At 27.2% G+C, this 19,115-nt stretch carries 11 protein-coding genes, 7 tRNA genes and 2 rRNA genes (1 of these 20 cut by a window edge); 17 read left to right on the forward strand and 3 right to left on the reverse strand.

The genetic code is table 11. The features are described from left to right. The 13 genes from CNEONATNEC86_RS00035 to addA form a co-directional block, all read left to right on the forward strand. Window positions 1-853, forward strand: a 23S ribosomal RNA gene (locus CNEONATNEC86_RS00035); it begins 2,054 nt to the left of the window's first position. Window positions 854-959: 106 nt separating this feature from the next. Then, a 5S ribosomal RNA gene (gene rrf / locus CNEONATNEC86_RS00040) occupies window positions 960-1,076 on the forward strand. Between the two features lie 6 nt (window positions 1,077-1,082). Then, window positions 1,083-1,159 (forward strand) — tRNA-Ile (locus CNEONATNEC86_RS00045). Between the two features lie 5 nt (window positions 1,160-1,164). Continuing rightward, a tRNA-Ala gene (locus CNEONATNEC86_RS00050) sits at window positions 1,165-1,240 on the forward strand. A gap of 145 nt (window positions 1,241-1,385) precedes the next feature. Beyond that, the gene (locus tag CNEONATNEC86_RS00055; protein ID WP_058293220.1) at window positions 1,386-1,898 is read left to right on the forward strand and encodes a transcription repressor NadR; all 513 of its coding nucleotides are present in this window, start codon (window positions 1,386-1,388) and stop codon (window positions 1,896-1,898) included. Window positions 1,899-1,908: 10 nt separating this feature from the next. Beyond that, window positions 1,909-3,300 carry an NAD(P)/FAD-dependent oxidoreductase gene (locus tag CNEONATNEC86_RS00060; RefSeq protein ID WP_058293219.1) on the forward strand — a complete coding sequence of 464 codons (1,392 nt, stop codon included), beginning with the start codon at window positions 1,909-1,911 and terminating at the stop codon, window positions 3,298-3,300. Between the two features lie 20 nt (window positions 3,301-3,320). Then, window positions 3,321-3,548, forward strand: coding sequence for a DUF1667 domain-containing protein (locus tag CNEONATNEC86_RS00065; RefSeq protein WP_058293223.1), 228 nt, complete (start codon window positions 3,321-3,323; stop codon window positions 3,546-3,548). Between the two features lie 196 nt (window positions 3,549-3,744). Next, window positions 3,745-3,835 (forward strand) — tRNA-Ser (locus CNEONATNEC86_RS00070). A gap of 29 nt (window positions 3,836-3,864) precedes the next feature. Continuing rightward, window positions 3,865-3,955: transfer RNA gene (locus CNEONATNEC86_RS00075), tRNA-Ser, on the forward strand. A gap of 386 nt (window positions 3,956-4,341) precedes the next feature. Then, window positions 4,342-4,432 (forward strand) — tRNA-Ser (locus CNEONATNEC86_RS00080). A gap of 27 nt (window positions 4,433-4,459) precedes the next feature. Beyond that, a tRNA-Ser gene (locus CNEONATNEC86_RS00085) sits at window positions 4,460-4,550 on the forward strand. 197 nt (window positions 4,551-4,747) lie between these two features. Next, window positions 4,748-8,191: a helicase-exonuclease AddAB subunit AddB gene (gene addB, locus CNEONATNEC86_RS00090; RefSeq protein ID WP_159135368.1), complete on the forward strand. Its 3,444-nt coding sequence runs from the start codon at window positions 4,748-4,750 to the stop codon at window positions 8,189-8,191. Window positions 8,192-8,224: 33 nt separating this feature from the next. Then, window positions 8,225-11,977, forward strand: a complete 3,753-nt coding sequence (addA, locus tag CNEONATNEC86_RS00095) for a helicase-exonuclease AddAB subunit AddA (protein ID WP_159135369.1) — start codon at window positions 8,225-8,227, stop codon at window positions 11,975-11,977. A 51-nt stretch (window positions 11,978-12,028) separates the two neighbouring features. Here the strand turns inward: addA and CNEONATNEC86_RS00100 are convergent, their stop codons facing one another. Then, window positions 12,029-13,201, reverse strand: a complete 1,173-nt coding sequence (locus CNEONATNEC86_RS00100; RefSeq protein WP_243145338.1) for a L,D-transpeptidase — start codon at window positions 13,199-13,201, stop codon at window positions 12,029-12,031. A 205-nt stretch (window positions 13,202-13,406) separates the two neighbouring features. Between CNEONATNEC86_RS00100 and CNEONATNEC86_RS00105 the strand changes: the two genes are divergently transcribed. Continuing rightward, the gene (locus tag CNEONATNEC86_RS00105) at window positions 13,407-14,147 is read left to right on the forward strand and encodes a DUF1189 family protein (protein WP_420920965.1); all 741 of its coding nucleotides are present in this window, start codon (window positions 13,407-13,409) and stop codon (window positions 14,145-14,147) included. 57 nt (window positions 14,148-14,204) lie between these two features. Here the strand turns inward: CNEONATNEC86_RS00105 and CNEONATNEC86_RS00110 are convergent, their stop codons facing one another. Then, window positions 14,205-15,371 carry a dicarboxylate/amino acid:cation symporter gene (locus tag CNEONATNEC86_RS00110; protein WP_125147935.1) on the reverse strand — a complete coding sequence of 389 codons (1,167 nt, stop codon included), beginning with the start codon at window positions 15,369-15,371 and terminating at the stop codon, window positions 14,205-14,207. A 222-nt stretch (window positions 15,372-15,593) separates the two neighbouring features. Between CNEONATNEC86_RS00110 and CNEONATNEC86_RS00115 the strand changes: the two genes are divergently transcribed. From CNEONATNEC86_RS00115 to CNEONATNEC86_RS00125, 3 genes are all read left to right on the forward strand, one after another. Then, on the forward strand, window positions 15,594-16,472 hold the full coding sequence (locus CNEONATNEC86_RS00115) for a sensor histidine kinase (protein WP_159135370.1): 879 nt from the start codon (window positions 15,594-15,596) through the stop codon (window positions 16,470-16,472). Window positions 16,473-16,561: 89 nt separating this feature from the next. Continuing rightward, window positions 16,562-16,636 (forward strand) — tRNA-Arg (locus CNEONATNEC86_RS00120). A gap of 120 nt (window positions 16,637-16,756) precedes the next feature. Continuing rightward, a complete protein-coding gene (locus tag CNEONATNEC86_RS00125) occupies window positions 16,757-17,893 on the forward strand; it encodes a Card1-like endonuclease domain-containing protein (RefSeq protein ID WP_185738656.1) in 1,137 nt (378 codons plus the stop codon). A gap of 131 nt (window positions 17,894-18,024) precedes the next feature. Here CNEONATNEC86_RS00125 and CNEONATNEC86_RS00130 read toward each other — a convergent pair whose 3' ends face one another. Further along, a complete protein-coding gene (locus tag CNEONATNEC86_RS00130) occupies window positions 18,025-18,921 on the reverse strand; it encodes a phosphatidylserine decarboxylase (protein ID WP_125147937.1) in 897 nt (298 codons plus the stop codon). Between the last annotated feature and the right edge of the window lie 194 nt (window positions 18,922-19,115).

Genomic DNA, 19,115 nt, shown 5'->3' on the forward strand with positions numbered 1-19,115 from the left:
GATTGGACGGAAAGACCCCGTAGAGCTTTACTGTAGCTTAGCATTGAATTTCGGTATTGTCTGTACAGGATAGGTGGGAGACTGGGAAATCAGGGCGTCAGCCTTGATGGAGTCGTTGTTGGGATACCACCCTGATAGTATTGAAATTCTAACTGGATGCCATGAAACTGGTGACAGGACATTGTTAGGTGGGCAGTTTGACTGGGGCGGTCGCCTCCTAAAATGTAACGGAGGCGCCCAAAGGTTCCCTCAGAACGGTCGGAAATCGTTCGAAGAGTGTAAAGGCAGAAGGGAGCCTGACTGCGAGACCTACAAGTCGAGCAGGGACGAAAGTCGGGCTTAGTGATCCGGTGGTACCTCGTGGGAGGGCCATCGCTCAACGGATAAAAGCTACCTCGGGGATAACAGGCTGATCTCCCCCAAGAGTTCACATCGACGGGGAGGTTTGGCACCTCGATGTCGGCTCGTCGCATCCTGGGGCTGAAGTAGGTCCCAAGGGTTGGGCTGTTCGCCCATTAAAGCGGCACGCGAGCTGGGTTCAGAACGTCGTGAGACAGTTCGGTCCCTATCCGTCGCGGGCGTAGGAAATTTGAGAGGAGCTGTCCTTAGTACGAGAGGACCGGGATGGACTGACCTATGGTGTACCAGTTGTTTCGCCAGAAGCATTGCTGGGTAGCTAAGTCGGGAAGGGATAAACGCTGAAAGCATCTAAGTGTGAAGCCCACCTCAAGATGAGATTTCCCATAGCATAAGCTAGTAAGACCCCTTGAAGACTACAAGGTTGATAGGTCAGAGGTGTAAGTGCGGTAACGTATTTAGCTGACTGATACTAATAGGTCGAGGGCTTGACCAATATTAAGTTGTAATACATTAGGAACTATGTGCAATTTTGAAAGAATAAAAACTTTCAAAAAAATATTGACATTATAAATAGTATGGTTTATAATATCAAATGTAAATCTGGTGATGAGGGCATAGAGGTAACACTCCTTCCCATTCCGAACAGGAAAGTTAAGGTCTATAGCGCCGATGGTACTGCATGGGAGACTGTGTGGAAGAGTAGGACGTTGCCAGGTAAGTTTGGATCTTTAGCTCAGTTGGTTAGAGCAACCGGCTCATAACCGGTAGGTCCGGGGTTCGAGTCCCTGAAGGTCCACCATTTATGGGGGTATAGCTCAGTTGGGAGAGCACCTGCCTTGCACGCAGGGGGTCAAGAGTTCGAATCTCTTTATCTCCACCAAGAAAAGTTATGAATTTATTCATAACTTTTTTTTGTATTATTTTACTAAATTTATAGTATAATGATTATATATTCGAATAATATTAGGAATATATATAAGATATTAATTAAATATCTTATATAATTTGGTTTTTGGGAGGAAAAAATGGATTCCACAGAAAGAAGAGAACATATAGTTAGATTATTGTTAGAAAGTAGTACACCAGTAAAAGGAAGCATAATAGCGACTAAATACTCGGTAACACGTCAAGTTATAGTAAAAGATATAGCCATACTAAGAGCTAAAGGAAATAACATAATTGCTACTCCAGATGGGTATATAATGAATAGAACTAACAATAGAGTAAAAGCTATTATAGCGGTTAATCATAAGGAAGAAGACATGATAAATGAGATAAAGATTGTTCTTAAATATGGTGGAGTAGTAGAGGATGTTATAGTTGAACACCCATTATATGGAGAAATAAAAGGCATGCTTATGGTATCTAATTATAATGAATTGGAAAAATTTATAGATAAATATGAAAATCAAAAAGCTAAATTATTATCTGTATTAACAAATGGAATACATTTGCATACAATTTCGGCTGAGAATAATGAAAATATTGAATTAATAATTTCTGATTTAAAAAAGAATAATTTTATTATATCAGATTAGGAGGTTTTTAATGGATTACGATGTTTTAATTTTAGGTGGTGGAATTGTAGGATGTGCAGTTGCATATGAATTATCCAAATATAATATAAATATAGCTTTAATAGAAAAGGATTATGATATAGCTAGTGATATTTATTTTGTTAATACTGCAGTTATATATGATGGATCTGAGACATCAGATAATATAATGGCAAATTTAGAATATTTGGGTCAAGAAATAATAGAAAAGCATTGTGAGAAATTTGGAGTTCCATATAAAAAGGTTGGATCACTACAAATTGGAGCAAATGATGCATTTAATAGTAATTTAGAATATATGAATTATAAGGCGAATGAAAGAGGAATAAAAGACGTTAGAATAGTTAACGAGGATGAGATATATAGTATAGAACCTAATTTAAAACCTGGAATAACTAAGGCCTTATATTCAGGAAATACAGCAGTTATACCACCATATGATTTAGCTACCTCATATGCTGAAGTTGCTGCGGATAATGGTGTGGCTTTTCGTTTAGAAGAAATAGTACTTGATATAAAAAGATTATCTAATGGGTTTAAAATAACTACAAATAAAAATAAATTTACATGTAAATTTGTTGTTAATACAATACCAGAGCAATTATTTTCAGATAGAGGAGAAGAAAATAGGAAAAACGTAGTCGATAGAAAATTGAACTATATTTTATGTAATGAAAAAATAGACAATAGAATCGATACAGTAATAGTGAATAATTTGAATGAAAAATCATTTGTTATTAATATACCTATTGATTCTCAAGGATGTCTAATTGGCATAAAGGAATTTTCGGATTTAGATTTAGATGAAGCATATTCTTTTGCATCTACTGTTCAAAATTTAGATAAAGATATGATAACTAATATATTTACAGAAGAATATTCTAAAGATAGTATGTTTATAGATGATAGTGACATTGACATAGGGTATATAAGTGTGACAGGAAGTCATTATGGAAAGATTACTATTGCACCAGCAATTGCTAATATAATAGAAGATAGTTTAACTAAAAATATGAATATAGTCAAAAAGAAAGATTATATAGATAAAAAAAGAGATGTTTATGTTTTTAGAAATATGAGTAAAGAAGAAAGAAATGAAATAATAGAATTAGATAAAAGATACGGTAATATAATATGTAGTTGCAATAATGTTTCAGAAGGGGAGATTATTGATTGCATAAGAAGACCATTAGGTGCTAGAACTATAGAAGGAATAAAAAGGCGTACAGGGGTAGGAATAGGCAAATGCAATGGTGCTAATTGTAATATGAAAATTATTAAAATATTAGCAAATGAAATGAATACGAGCCCATTGAATATAGTAGATAATTCTATGAATTCTAAAGTATTGATAGGTAGAATAAAAGAATTTAATGAGATTTAATTATGAAAGAGGAATTAATTATGAGAAATAAAGATGTTTTTACTAGTCTAGTAAGGATAAAAGGGAATCCAAATAGAAAAGTTGTATCTGTAAAAAGTACAGATACAATAGAAAAGGAATTATGGATAGAATCTTCTAAAGTTTTAAGTAGAATATATATAAGTACACCAGTTTATATCGGTGATATCATATGCAAAAATATTATGAATACAGGAATTGATATTATATGTACTAAAAATATTGAATAAAAGGATGCAAATACATAGTAAAAATGATATTACAAAATTAATTATTATATTATAATATATACAATCTTAAATGATTTACTATTTAAATAAGGAAGTCAGTTTGATAATATTTTTTATTTATCATTGTAAAATTATTTTGTAAAAAGTGTTGACATAATATATTTTCATTGATATAATCATATTTGTCATGAGACGTGGAAAGATGGTCGAGTTGGTTTAAGGCACCGGTCTTGAAAACCGGCGTACGTGTGAGCGTACCTAGGGTTCGAATCCCTATCTTTCCGCCATTTTTTTTATCTAAAAATAGAAGGCGCATGGAGAATTACTCAAGTGGCTGAAGAGGCGCCCCTGCTAAGGGCGTAGGTCGGGCAACTGGCGCCCGGGTTCAAATCCCGGATTCTCCGCCAAAACATCTAATATTTATTAGATGTTTTTTATTTATAAAACATAAAATTTTAAGACTTTAAACTTATTATATTCAATGAGGTCAGATCTTATAAATATGAAAAGTATTAAATGTAGAAATATGGTTATTGATAGTTTTATAAATTTGAATATATGCAATAATTTACTTATAGATTTGTTTAATATTAGTATAGAAAATATTGATTAAAGTATATAATAGAAATTTTTAATTTACATTATATTTATTATCCATCTTACTTTATTTTTTATAAATATAATAGAATTTAAAAAATTGTATATAAGATAAAAATATAAATTAATAAAAATATTATTATAAAAAATGTTGACAGTAATGTATACCCTTGATATAATATGTTTTGTGAGTTACGGAAAGATGGTCGAGTTGGTTTAAGGCACCGGTCTTGAAAACCGGCGTACGTGCAAGCGTACCTAGGGTTCGAATCCCTATCTTTCCGCCATTTATATAAATTATATAGAAGGCACATGGAGAATTACTCAAGTGGCTGAAGAGGCGCCCCTGCTAAGGGCGTAGGTCGGGTAACTGGCGCCCGGGTTCAAATCCCGGATTCTCCGCCAAAAACATCTAACTTTTGTTAGATGTTTTTTTTATATCTCAAATAGTAGATTACCTAAATCCATACATTTATAATATAATAAATGTATGGATTTAGATAAATTTAATTAATTTATTAGAAGTAAATTAAAATGATGAATTAAGTTAATTATAAATGGAGAAAATTAATAAAAATGTTTCGAAGCAGTGAGGAAATAAAATGAGTATAAGGTTTATTTATGGAAGAGCAGGAACAGGTAAAAGCAGATTTTGTATAGATGAAATTAAAAAAAAATTGCAATTAGATGAAAACAGAAAATTGATATTGATAGTGCCAGATCAATATACCTTTACCACAGAAAATAATGTATTAAGAGAAATTGGAGAGGCAGCTTTTTTAAAGGTTCAGGTGCTAAGCTTTAAAAAGATGGCTAGCATAGTCTTTGAAGAATGTGGTGGACGAATAAAAAAAATCATAAATGAATCTGGTAAGAAAATGTTGATTCATAAGGTATTAAATGAAAATATTGATTCATTAGAATACTTTAAGCGAATATCAAGAGAACAAGGTTTTAATGAAATAATATCAGAAGTTATATCTGAATTTAAGAAATATAACGTAGATATTGATAAATTAAAATGCATTTATCAGAAAATTGATAATAGTGAATTGATTATAAAGATAAGAGAGCTAGTATCAATATTTGAAGCCTTTAACGATAAAATTAATGAAGGGTATATTGATGGAGAAGATGAGTTAAGTTTATTATATAATAAGTTACAAGACTGTACATTATATAACGAATCTGAAGTATGGATAGATGAATTTACAACTTTTACACCACAGCAGTTAGATATAATAAAGTTGTTAGCTAAGCGATGTAAAAGAATTAATATAACGTTAACCATGGAAAGTTTAGATAATATAAAATCAAAAGAATTCACAGATGTATTTATCCCGATACACAATACTGAAAATAAAATATTAAAATTAATGCAAGAGAATAATATACCATACGATAAACCTATTAATTTAAATGAAAATGAAAAAACATATAGATTTTTTAATTCTCCTCAGTTAGAGCATATAGAAAAATACTTTTTTTCTTATCCATTTAAAGAATATGGCGGAGTTGATAATGATAGAGTAGTTTTATATAAAGCAAATAATATATATGATGAAATAGATAGAGTTGCTAGAAATATAGTAAATTTAGTTAGAATTAAAAACTATAGATTTAAAGATATATCAGTTGTATGTAGAAATATAGATGACTATGAAAAGATAATTTCTGTTATATTTAAAGATTATAATATACCATACTTTTTAGATAAAAAAATTCAATTAGTAAGTAATCCATTAATTATAGTTATAACTTCAGCATTTGAAATATACTTAAAGAATTGGTCTTATGAGAGTGTATTTAAATATTTAAAAAGTGGCTTAATAGGTATCAAAAATCAGTATATTGATTTATTAGAGAATTTTGTTTTAGAATACGGAATCAAGGGACATAAGTGGAATAGTGAATATTTATTAACAGACCCATATTTCAGAGAAATGATGAATACAGATCAAAACTTAATAATGATATCAGAGATAATGGATGAAGTAAGAAAACCATTATTAAATTTTCATAATAAAATTAGAGGAAAAAATAAAGTAAAAGATATATGTAAAGCAATATATGAATTTTTAGTAGAATTAGAGGCATTTGAAAAAATTGATAAGTGGATAGAAGATTTTGATCAGAATTTACAAGAAGATAAGGTTAAAGAATATAGTCAAGTAGAAAGTATAGTTATAAATACATTAGATCAAGCAGTTAATGTATTAGGAGAAGAAAAATTAGAAGCAAATGAGTTCTTTAAGATACTAGATTCTGGCTTCAATAATGAAGAAATTGGTGTAATACCAGTGGCATTAGATCAAGTTACAATAGGAGATGTAGCTAGAATAAAGGGACGTGATGTAAAAGCGCTTTGTATAGTTGGTATAAATGATGGGGTATTACCTGCTGTAAAAAAAGATGAGGGAATATTATCTGATAAAGATAGAGAGATACTAAATGAATATGGAATACAGCTTTCATCAACTACTAGAAAAAAGATATTTGAAGAGCAATTTTTAGTATATACTGCATTGACAATAAGTAGTGAATATCTTATGCTATCATATCCAATGGCTGATTTTGAAGGAAAATCTTTAAGGCCATCTATAATTATATCAAGAATTAAAAAGATATTTCCTGATCTAAATGAAGAAAGTTTCATTAATGATTTATCAATTAATGAAGATAAGCTAAATAGAATTGTTTCTCCAATTCCAACATTTAATGATTTAATACTTACTGTAAGAAGAGACTTTGAAAAAGAAGAAATAGAAGAATATTGGCCAGAGGTTTATAAATGGTTCGCTAATAATGAAGAATACAAAGAAAAGATGGATAATATTTTTAAAGGACTTGAATATTCTAATATAGGAGATAAGGTGTCTAAAAACAAACTTAAAGAGCTTTATAAAAATGATAATGGAAAATTAATGTTTAGTGTATCAAGGTTAGAAAAATATGCAGGATGTCCATTTTCATATTTTATAATGTATGGCTTAAAAGCTAAGAATAGAAAAGTATATGAATTCGCTCCTCCAGATTTAGGATCATTTGTACATGAAGTATTAGACACATTTACTAATAGAGTAAAAAAAGATGGAATATTGTGGTCAGATTTGGATAATGATAAATGCAAAGAAATAGTGACAAACATAATAGATAAGAGATTGGAAGAAGAGAGTAATTCTATATTGAATAGTAGCAAAAGATATAAGTATCTAGCAAAGAGATTTAAAAGAGTTATAGCTAAATCAGTATCGGTTATATCAGAACAAATAGGTAAGGGAGAGTTTGAAGTATTCAAAACTGAATTTAAATTTGGAGATTACAATACTGGAGAAGCTGTGACATTAGATCTTGATAATAATGAGAGAGTATACTTACAAGGTAGAATTGACAGAATAGATACTTTAGATTTGGATGGCAATACGTATATAAGAGTAATAGATTATAAAACAGGGGCAAAAAAGTTTGATTTAAATGAAGTATACTATGGGTTACAGATTCAGCTATTAGTTTATTTAGATGCGCTTATAAGAAATTCAAAATATATATTAGAAAAACAAGCTAAGCCAGGTGCAATATTATATTTCAAAGTTGATGATCCAATAATAAAGAGTAAAAAAGAATTGACAACAGAAGAAATAGAAGTAGAAGTATTAGAAGCGCTAAAACTTAAAGGACTAGTTTTAAAAGATGCTAGAGTAGTTAGAGCTATGGATAAAGATATTGATGGATATTCATTAGTGATTCCAGCTGCATTTAAGAAAGATGGAGATTTTAAATCAAATAGTGACGTTGTTACAGAAGAAGAATTTGATTTGTTAAGAGAATATGTAAATAAAAAAATGAAAGAATTATGTGAAGAAATGCTTAGTGGAGATATAAAGCTACAACCATCTAAAGATTCAAATAAAACTTACTGTGAATATTGTGACTTTGAATCAATTTGTCAATTTGATACAGATATAAAGGATAATAAATATAAGATAATTATAAAAAGAAATAAAGAAGAAGTTTTAAACAATATAAAAAATGAAGTAAATAAATAATCTTATAAATCATATCTTGATAGGAGAAATAATATGGGAGAAACAAAATGGACTAATGAACAATTGAGTGCAATAAAAACCAGAAATTGCAATCTTTTAGTTGCAGCAGCTGCTGGTTCAGGAAAGACAGCAGTATTAGTAGAGAGAATTATAAAAATAATTACAGATGAAGAGAATCCAGTTGATATAGATAAATTATTAGTAGTTACATTTACTAATGCGGCAGCAGCAGAAATGAGAGAAAGAATTGCAAATGCAATATCAAAAGCATTAGATGAAAATCCAGATTCTAAAAATCTTCAAAATCAGTTAACTTTATTGAATAGAGCTAATATAACAACAATGCATTCTTTTTGTTTAGACGTAATAAGAAATAATTTTCACAAGATTGATTTAGACCCATCATTTAGAATTGGCGATCAGACAGAAACAATATTAATTAAATCTGACGTTATTGAAGAGTTATTTGAAGACAGATATGATAATGATGATCAAGAGTTTATTGATTTAGTTGAAGCTTTTAGCAGCTATAAAAGTGATGATAATTTAAAAGAATTAATATTAAATTTATATAACTTTATTATGTCTGCTCCATGGCCGGAAATGTGGTTAAAAGAAAGTACAGAAGCATTTAATATAAGCTCATTAGATGAGCTTAATAGAAGTAAATGGGCCGAAGTCTTAATAAATAGCATAAAGGTTGAAGTTGAAGGCTATATAAAAATGTATGATAAGGCTATTGATATAATAAATCATACAGATGGATTAGAAGGATATCTAGATAACTTTATAGATGAAAAAGAGTATTTAGAAAGAATCTATAAATTAGAGAATAATAATTTAGAGGAAATATATACTTTATTAACTGATATAAAGTTCCAAAGATTAAAGACAATAAAAAAAGATAAGATATCTGATGAAGATGCTCAAGGGATTGTAAAAAAGATAAGAGATGATATAAAAAAGAAAATAACAGACTTAAAGAATAATGCATTTTCTTTAATGCCTAAAGAGATGATTGAAAGTATACAAGGAGCATATCCATATGTTAAAAAATTATCTGAGATTATATTGGACTTTGGAGAGAGATTTTCAAAAAAGAAAAAAGAAAGAAATATATTGGATTTTAATGATTTAGAGCATCTATGCTTAAAAATATTAATTGATCATGATGAAGATAACAATATAATACCATCACAAGTAGCAAACGACTTTAGAGAATTTTTTGATGAAGTTCTTGTAGATGAATATCAAGACTCAAATAATGTACAGGAAACTATAATTAATCTTGTATCAAGAAAAGAGCTTAATAATCCGAATGTATTTATGGTTGGAGATGTAAAGCAGAGTATATATAGATTTAGGCAGGCAAATCCATCTTTATTTATAGATAAATATAATACTTATAAAATAAATGAAGGTCTAAATAGAAAGATTCAATTATACAAGAACTTTAGAAGTAGAAAAGAAGTAATAGATGGGGTTAACTATATATTTAAGGAATTAATGTCTGACACAGTTGGAGAATTAGAATATACAGAAGAAGAATCTTTAAACTTAGGAGCAAGTTATGAAATATCAAATGATGAATCAATTACCTTAGGTGGTCCTATAGAAGTTAACATTATAGAGAAAAAAGATGATAATATATATAAGGATACTGAAGAACATGATGAAAGTATTATTGATGATTCAGATGTTGAGATAACAGGAATAAATTTAGAGGGAAAAATAATAGCCAAAAGAATTAAAGAATTAATGTCATCAAATAATGAAAGTAAGTTTATGGTTTTAGATAAACAGACAGGAGAGTATCGTCCATTAAAATATAAAGATATAGTGATTCTATTAAGAGCAACAAAGAATTATTCAGAAGTTCTCCTTGAAGAATTAGGTGAGGAAGGAATACCAGTATATGCTGACACAGGTTCTGGATACTTTGAGTCTATAGAAATAAGAACAATAATGTCCTTACTTAAAGTAATAGATAATCCTCTTCAAGATGTTCCAATATTATCAGTGCTTAGATCACCTATAATGGGGTTTACAGCTGAGGAATTAACTGATATTAGATTGCAAGATAAAGAAAAGTATTTTTATGAAAATATATTATGCATTGCTGGAAAATATGATGAAAAGAGCGACAAAGTTTATTCTGATAAATTAATAGAAAAATGTAATTATTTTATAGAAAAGTTAACGGAATGGAGAGAGAAAGTTATATATATGCCCATAGATGAATTTATATGGATGTTATATATGGATACAGCATATTATGGATATGTTGGAGCTATGCCGAATGGAGTATTAAGGCAAGCTAACTTAAAGATTCTGTTCCAGAGAGCTAGGAAATTTGAAGAAACTAGCTTTAAAGGGCTATTTAATTTTATTAACTTTATTAATAGATTAACACGGTCATCTGGTGATATGGGAAGTGCGAAAATATTAGGGGAAAATGAAGATGTAGTTAGAATCATGAGTATACATAAGAGCAAAGGGCTAGAATTTCCAGTTGTATTTTTATGTGGAGCAGGAAAAAATTTTAATTTAATGGATTTAAATAAAAGTATACTATATCATCATGAATTAGGTTTTGGCCCAGATTTTATAGATTTAGAGAAAAGACTAAGTCTAGGTACATTAGCTAAAGAAGCAATTAAGAAAAAAATGAGATTAGAGACTTTATCTGAAGAGATGAGAATATTATATGTTGCATTAACTAGAGCTAAAGAAAAATTAATAATAACAGGATGTGTAAATGATATAGAAAAATCTATAGAAAAATGGTTTAATGCATCCATATTAGATAAGAATATAATATTACCATCAGAAGTTCTTAAAGGAAGATCGTATTTAGACTGGATAGGAATAGCTTTATGTAAACATAACGATGGAAATATTTTAAGAGAAAGAATAGCTGTATCTAATGAATTTTCAAAAGATGATTCTTCATCATGGAAGATAAATATAATAAGTAAAAATGAATTACTAAATGAAAAAGAAAATGAAGAAGTTGCTGAAGAAAATGAATTAACTATAAAAAAAGATGAAATAAATAAAGAACTTTATGAAGAAATATCTAGTAGGTTAGGGTATAAATATCCTTATGAATTAGCTACTACAATAAAGAGTAATATTTCAGTATCAGATTTAAAGAAAAAAAATATTGAAGAAACAGTAGATATTGAAGAAATATTTATAGAAAAAGAGCCACTTATACCAAAATTTCTTCAAGAGGAAAAGGGATTAACAGCATCGGAAAAAGGGACTATAGTTCATTTAGTAATGAAAAAGCTAAACTTGGATAAGGTAGATTCAGCAGAAGATATTAAATTACAAATAGGCAATATGGTAAGCAATGAGATTTTGTTGGAAGATGAGGCTAAAGTTGTTAGAGTAAATAAGATTCTAAAGTTTTTTAATAACCCATTAGGAAAAAGAATGATTGAGGTATATAAAAATAATCCTAATAAGCTCTATAGAGAAGTTCCGTTTTATACAGAAATAAGTAGCATAGAAGTAAATAATGAACTATCAGAAGAATATAAGAATGAAAATATAAGGTTACAAGGGATTATAGATTGTTTCTTTGAGGAAGAAGACAAAGTGATACTTATAGATTATAAAACTGATTATATTGAAGAAGAGAAGGAAGATGAATTTAAAAATAAATATATTAAGCAACTAGAATATTATAGTAATGCTATATTTAAAATAATAGGAAAAAAAGTAGATGAAAAATATTTATATTCGTTTTATTTAGACAAATATATTAGGCTAAGATAAAATGAAAAAAGAAATCATGGTTATGATTTTGGGAAGGTAACCATGATTTCTTTATTTTATTATGACTTTACTGTCTCTAGGAACATTTTCATAAATCCATTTTGCATCATCTAAATAAAGTCTAATGCATCCATGAGAGGATGGCTCATTTACTGTATAGTCAACAATAGTAGTTCTATCATTTGAATAAGGAAGTGAGTGAAAAAGAATATCGCCAGTTATTTGAGACCAATACTTACCTCCTTGATTATACTCATCAGAAAAGAACCATTCACCTTTTTCTTTTATTGAGAATGAGCCAACAGGTGTATTTTCGCCATCAATTCCAGTAGAGCAAGAGAATGTCTTTAATAAAGTCCAATTATCGGATTTACCTTCATATACATATGTTTTTTGATTATTTATATCTACATTTATTAAGAAATTCGTATCACTAGTTATATTTAGTGTATTTATATTATTAGGAGAAATTGTTGTAGTTAATGCTTTTGAAGAAGCTTCAAGTACACTAGAAGCATTATTTAAATAATCTTGTCTTTTGGTTTTTACTTCTTGAATCTTTTTAGAGATAGCTTTATCATCATTGATTAGTGAAGAATACTCAGATAGTAGATTTAATGCCTTTGTATAATAATCATTTTTTATTAATTCATCACATTGTAGATATATATCATTTTTTATATTTTTTTTACATTGATTAATATATCCTAATGAATTACTATAGTTAATATCTAGAAAACTAACATTATTGAAGTAATATAATGCATTTTCATAATCTTTATTGATATAATAGTTTATACCCTGAGTATAATAATCAACCGAATTAGTAAACTTAAATATAGAATCATTTATATAGTTGATCCTAGATGGAGATATTATTTTATAATGGTCTATTTCCCTTAATTGTATTAATATATCATTGATATCCTTATCTTTTAAGTTATTAGACATTATACTTAATTTATCATTAAAATAACTATGTAAGTCATTTTTTAGGCAAATAATTTTAAATGGATTTAAAGATTCTTTTGTTACAATCAAATTATTTGCTTCAGAAAATTTATAATTATTAAAGTTTGCTTTAAAAGAATTTAAAAGGTTATTATATCTATAATGACTGTAAGATAGAGTAAATAAAAAACTTAAGCATATTATAATATAAATGAATAATTTTTTATAAGATTTTATTATACTTTTAAAGTATTTATTATTTATTAGATTCAAAATTAACCTCCTAAAGTATATAAATATAATATATAGTTATTTATAATATTGACCATAAATATAAATAATAAACATATAATTTATATATACAATTAGGTAGTAAATTATTAAAATCTAGGTAAAATCAATATTATATATTGTATTCTGGAGGAAAGAATGAAAAATAAAACTAATTTTTTTAAAAGTTTATAACATCATATATGATATAGATGTTTTTTCAAAATATATAAAAGAAGGAGTATTTAGAGCTATTATTTATATGATATTAATGACTATAATAGTGTCTAGCATAAAAAGCGGAATAATAGTACACTCTATAAATAAAAATATATCTGGCATAATTAATAGCTTAGAAAATAATAATGGGATTTATATAGAAGATGGAGAATTAACTTTAAATTGCGAACCAATTACTTTGGAAAATAATAATATATTAATATATATAGATGATAATGACACGATTGAAGAGTCATGGAAATTAAATGGTAGAATATACACTCAAGATGTAAGCTTATTATGGTTAAAAAATGGAATAGTATTTTATGATAATTCTAATGTATATAAAATGAATTATAAAAATTTCCTGGGAAATGAGAATGTTAATTCAGAGCAACTTAGAAATATATTAAATGATATAAAAATTAAGTTAGGAATAGTTGTATTTAAAGTAACGATATGGATTGAAATGTGTGGGATGTTAGTTAATAGTTTTATAATAACAATGATAGCATCTTTAATTGCTATTTTTATGAAGATGATAATTAGATATTCTGCTTTGTATTCGATGGTTATATATGCAGCGACATTACCATTCATAATTAAGATTATATTAGAATGTTTTAATTATAATGTAGATTTAGATAGTGTATTTATAATTGGAACCGTAACATATATAATATTTATATTAAGGCATATTAAAGCACAGATATTAGGAAGAATCAGTTAAATATAAAAAGTTACTTGATGAATTTATATTACCAAGTAACTTTTTATATTTAATATATCATTTATCTTTCTTTTTTATGAAATAATCTATAATTAATGATAAGGCGCCATCTCCAGTTACGTTTGTAGCAGTACCAAAACTGTCTTGAGCCGAGTGTAATGCTATCATTATTGGTTTTTCTAAGTTTCCGAATCCCAACATACCTTCAAGTAATCCAAGTGCAGCCATAACCCCACCACCAGGAACACCAGGTGCAGCTACCATAGTTATACCTAGCATTAGGATGAATGGCATCATAGTTGAAAATGTAGGAGATTGACCTTTCATTAACATTACTCCAATAGAAGTTAGAACAATGGTTATTGTATCTCCAGCTAGATGAATTGTTGCACATAAAGGTACAACTAAATCAGCCACCTCTTCAGACACTTCATTTTCCTTTACACAGTTTAATGTAACAGGAATAGTTGCAGCTGATGATTGCGTACCAACAGCAGTTAGATATGCTGGCAGCATATTTCTTAATAATTTAAAAGTATTCTTTTTATTTAAAAATCCAGCTAATGAGTACTGAAATATTAAATAAAATGTTTGTAGTGAAAATAGTATTAAATATACATAGCCGAAAGATTTTATTGTTGTAAATATTTCACCAGTTAAAGATAGCTTTGAGAATATTGCTCCTATGTATATTGGTACTAATGGAATGATTATTTTCGAAATAATCATGGAAACTATTAAACTAAACTCTTCAAAGCCTTTTAATAAGCTACTATTTTTTACTTGCGATAAACCAATGCCAAATATAAAAGCAAAAACTAAAGCAGACATTATATCTAATATTGCAGGAATATCTATTATGAAATAAGGATCAACATTTAAAGATGAATTTGAAGCTAAAGTGGCTTCTGATATTAGTTTTGGTAAAAAAGTTATTCCTAGAAAATAGGCTATAGTTCCAGCTATTATTGTTGAAATGTATGCTAAAATAGTTGTTCCAATTAATGCTTTTCCTGATTTTTTCCCAAGAGTTGCTATTCCAGGAACTATGAAAGCTATAATTATAAAAGGTATTACAAATGATAAGAAATTTCCAAATAGAGAACTAAATGTTGAAAGAACTCTTATGGGAAAAGTAATTTCTATTTGCTTACAAGCAAGTCCTAAGATAATTCCTAAAATTAAAGCAAAAAATATACGTTTGATTAATGAAAAATTGTTCATAAATATACTCCTATAGATTTGTGTCTACAATTAAAAAACATTTGTGTTTTTTACAAATACAAATATAGCATTCAATTAAGATAACGTCAATAATATTGTTTAAAATAATATAATTTTGCAGAAAAAAAGAAAATAATATATAAAATCATGATAGTTGATTTTTATGGTAAAAAATGGTATTATAACTTTGTGGTATAAAATATAGATAGGTGGAGAGAATTTATGGTTTCAACGAGCATTAGTAAAGTCAGAGAATTTGATAATATGGTTAATTATGATAAAAAAGAATTATATAAATTAAATAAAGATGAGTTAATTAAAGAGATATTAAAATTAAAAGAAGAAAAACAAATACAGGAAGATTTTTTGTTAAATATTTCTCATGATTTGAGATCACCGTTAAATGTAATACTGAGTGCTATGCAATGTTATGATGATGTAAAATGTAATGATCATTTAAATATAATAAAAAGAAATTGCTATAAAATGCTTAAGTTAGTTAATAACTTAATAGATACTACAAAGCTTTGTAAAAAATATTATAATTTAAATTTAATAAATATGGACATAATATCATTGATAGAAGGAGATATAGAGTTAATAGACAAATATGCAAAACAAAAAAATATATCTCTTGTTTTTGATACAAATGTTGAAGAATGCGTAATGGCTATAGATGCCGATGCAGTAGATAGAATAATTACTAACTTATTATCTAATTCAATAAAATTTTCACCAGAAGATAGTAATATTTATATAAATGCATGGTGTGGAAAAAATAAAATAAGTTTATCAATTAAAGATCAAGGTATAGGAATACCGCTAAATGATCAAAAAAATATATTCAATAGATTTATCCAATCCAGTAATAATAAAAATAGTGAACATAAAGGTAGTGGAATCGGATTAGATTTGGTGAGATATTTAACAGAAGCTCATAATGGTAATGTAAGATTAATAAGTGAAGAAAACAAAGGGTGTGAATTTATTCTGGAAATTCCAATAAGAAAAGCAGAAGAGGCAAAATCTAAAATTAAAGAAATGGAATCTATAAAAAAGGTAGATGTATTAGAAATAGAATTTTCTGATATATATTTATAAAATAAATATAAATATATTATTATAAGATTACTATAATCCTTGATTATTATGGTAGCTTGTGATAATATATTTTTGTTAATAAAATATATGGAGCGTTAGTTAAACGGATATAACTTACCGCTACGGACGGTACATTGAGGGTTCGATTCCTTCACGCTCTGCCATTTTAAAGATTTAGCTTAAATAAAAGCTAAATCTTTTTTTATTAAATAAATTACATAAATATTATAAAAATGGATAATTTAATAATAGGTAATTCGAAATATAGAAATGGTGTAAGTATTATGAGAAGAATATTAATTAACTTATTTGACATACATAACGAAAATGGTTTAATAGCAATAGATAAATTTAAACCTGACAAAGTTATTTACTTAATAGATGATACGAAAGATGATTTGTATGAACAAACCTATGAATGTTGCAAAAGAATGTTTAATAATGTGATATTTGAAAGCTTTAGAATTAGAAATGGTGATATTAGTGGTATAAATGAATTAATAAATAGCATTAATGATGAAATTATTGTTAATATAACTGGAGGAGATCGTATAAATTCTTTAATATTGCTTAATATAGCATTATTTAAGAAATGTAATATTATATATATTGATATATTGACTAAAACAATTTATAGATTTGGAGATAATTTATCAAAAACTAATGAAGAAATTAGTGATTTTTATATTGGTGATATTTTAAAAACGAGTGGATCAGAAATTATAATGGATTCTACAGAATTAAGCAATGATAAGAATGTTATATGCATAACAAAAAGGATATATGAGAACCTAGATGTTTGGTATAAATATAAAAAAGTATTATATAATACGCAGGCATTTATACATGATTATTTTAATGATACTAAGATAACAGTAGATTTAAAGTATTTAAATAGAGAAGAAATAAAGATACTAAGGATTTGCCTGGATTATTTATATAAATTGGAATCTATAAAGTATGAAGAAAATAAAAATATCATAGAAGTATCTTTTTTAAATAAATATATTAAGGGATTTATATTTAAAAGCGGAACATGGTTGGAGGTTTTAACCAATATAGTTATAAACGAAATAAGAGAAATTGATGAAGTAAAAAGTGGAGTGACATTTTTATGGAAAGATCAGAATGGAAAAATTAAAAATGAACTAGATATATTAGCTGTTAAAGATTCAGTGCTTATATGTATATCATGTAAGGATAGTGAAAAATATGATGAAAATGCATTAAATGAGTTAGAAGTGTATAGTAAAAGAATTGGAGGGAAAAATACTAAGAAAATATTAGTAGCAACAAAGCCTCCTTGTAAGAAATGCGTTTATGAAAGAGCAAAGGCTATGGGAATAAATCTGGTTATTGTTAATTCAGATATAAATATATTTAGAAAAAATTTAAGTAATATAATTAATGATAGAAACTGAACTTATATTTAAAATTGATATATTAAATATAATTGAAAATTCGAAGATGAAATAATAAAAATAAGCTCATTCTTATAATAAAACTGTTTATTATAAGAATGAGCTTATATACATTGCATATTTTTTTAAGTTTACAATTTATTAGACTTATATCCTATTGTTTCTCCAAAAGAGACCTTGCTTTCAAATCCGAGATTAGATTGCTGCAAAATATCAGCATCTATATTAACAGTATCTTTTTTAAAAAATAGTATAATAGTTGATCCACCAAATTTGAAGTATCCTTTCTCATCACCTTTATTAACTTTAGTATCAGGCGTATATGTTTGAATTATTGATCCTACGCATGTGGCCCCTACCTCAATCATAAGGACTTCATCAAAATTATCTGATTTAAATAAAGTCCATTCTCTTTTATTCTCACAGAATATGTTTGAAATATTTTTGAGGGCAATTGGGTTAACTGAGTAATAAAAACCATTAATAAAATGACTTTCAGTAGGAATTCCTGAATCTATAAAATGAAATCTATGATAATCTGTAGGCGCTAATCTAAGTATTAAACATACACCATTTTCATAATTACTAGCAATATTATCATTATTTATTAGCTTTCTTAAGCTATATGTTATATTTTTTACTTGTACAAGATTATCAATGGAAATATTAGTATAACAAGTAAGTCTTCCATCTCCAGGTGATATTAATGCATTTAGGTCAAAATTTATTTCTCTTGCAGAAGAAGTTAACTTACGTGCAAAAAAGTCATTAAATGAATTGAATTCATTAGCTTTTTTTAATGATAAATTTATATCAATATTATAATCCTTGATAAAGGCATTTATTTTATTAGAGCTTAGCTTAGTATCACAGTATAAACCATATAATTTAGAAAATAATTTTTTTTTCAAAAAAATCTCAGTTAGATTCTTACCTATTAAAGATTCGTAAGTCCATTCAATATATTTTTTACCAACTACTTGTTCTTCCTCATATGATTTTGTTTTTCTATTATAAATTTGAATCATATCTATTTATGTCAAAAATATAGATTTATCTGACAATTATCCTCCGTTCTTTATTTATATATATGTATTATAACTTAAATAGCATTATTTTATAAGGTCAACTAGATAATAATAAGGTTAACTTAAGAATAAAATAAATTTATATGTTTATTTTTATTGAAAAGTTTGATAAAATAATAACAAGTGCGAGTTTT

The organism is Clostridium neonatale (assembly GCF_900465025.1).
GTDB lineage: Bacteria > Bacillota > Clostridia > Clostridiales > Clostridiaceae > Clostridium > Clostridium neonatale.

Coding starts and splice junctions, on each gene's coding strand:
- CNEONATNEC86_RS00055 (WP_058293220.1), top strand. CDS start 1,386: ATGGATTCCACAGAAAGAAGAGAACATATAGTTAGATTATTGTTAGAA.
- CNEONATNEC86_RS00060 (WP_058293219.1), top strand. CDS start 1,909: ATGGATTACGATGTTTTAATTTTAGGTGGTGGAATTGTAGGATGTGCA.
- CNEONATNEC86_RS00065 (WP_058293223.1), top strand. CDS start 3,321: ATGAGAAATAAAGATGTTTTTACTAGTCTAGTAAGGATAAAAGGGAAT.
- addB (WP_159135368.1), top strand. CDS start 4,748: ATGAGTATAAGGTTTATTTATGGAAGAGCAGGAACAGGTAAAAGCAGA.
- addA (WP_159135369.1), top strand. CDS start 8,225: ATGGGAGAAACAAAATGGACTAATGAACAATTGAGTGCAATAAAAACC.
- CNEONATNEC86_RS00110 (WP_125147935.1), bottom strand. CDS start 15,371: ATGAACAATTTTTCATTAATCAAACGTATATTTTTTGCTTTAATTTTA.
- CNEONATNEC86_RS00115 (WP_159135370.1), top strand. CDS start 15,594: ATGGTTTCAACGAGCATTAGTAAAGTCAGAGAATTTGATAATATGGTT.
- CNEONATNEC86_RS00125 (WP_185738656.1), top strand. CDS start 16,757: ATGAGAAGAATATTAATTAACTTATTTGACATACATAACGAAAATGGT.
- CNEONATNEC86_RS00130 (WP_125147937.1), bottom strand. CDS start 18,921: ATGATTCAAATTTATAATAGAAAAACAAAATCATATGAGGAAGAACAA.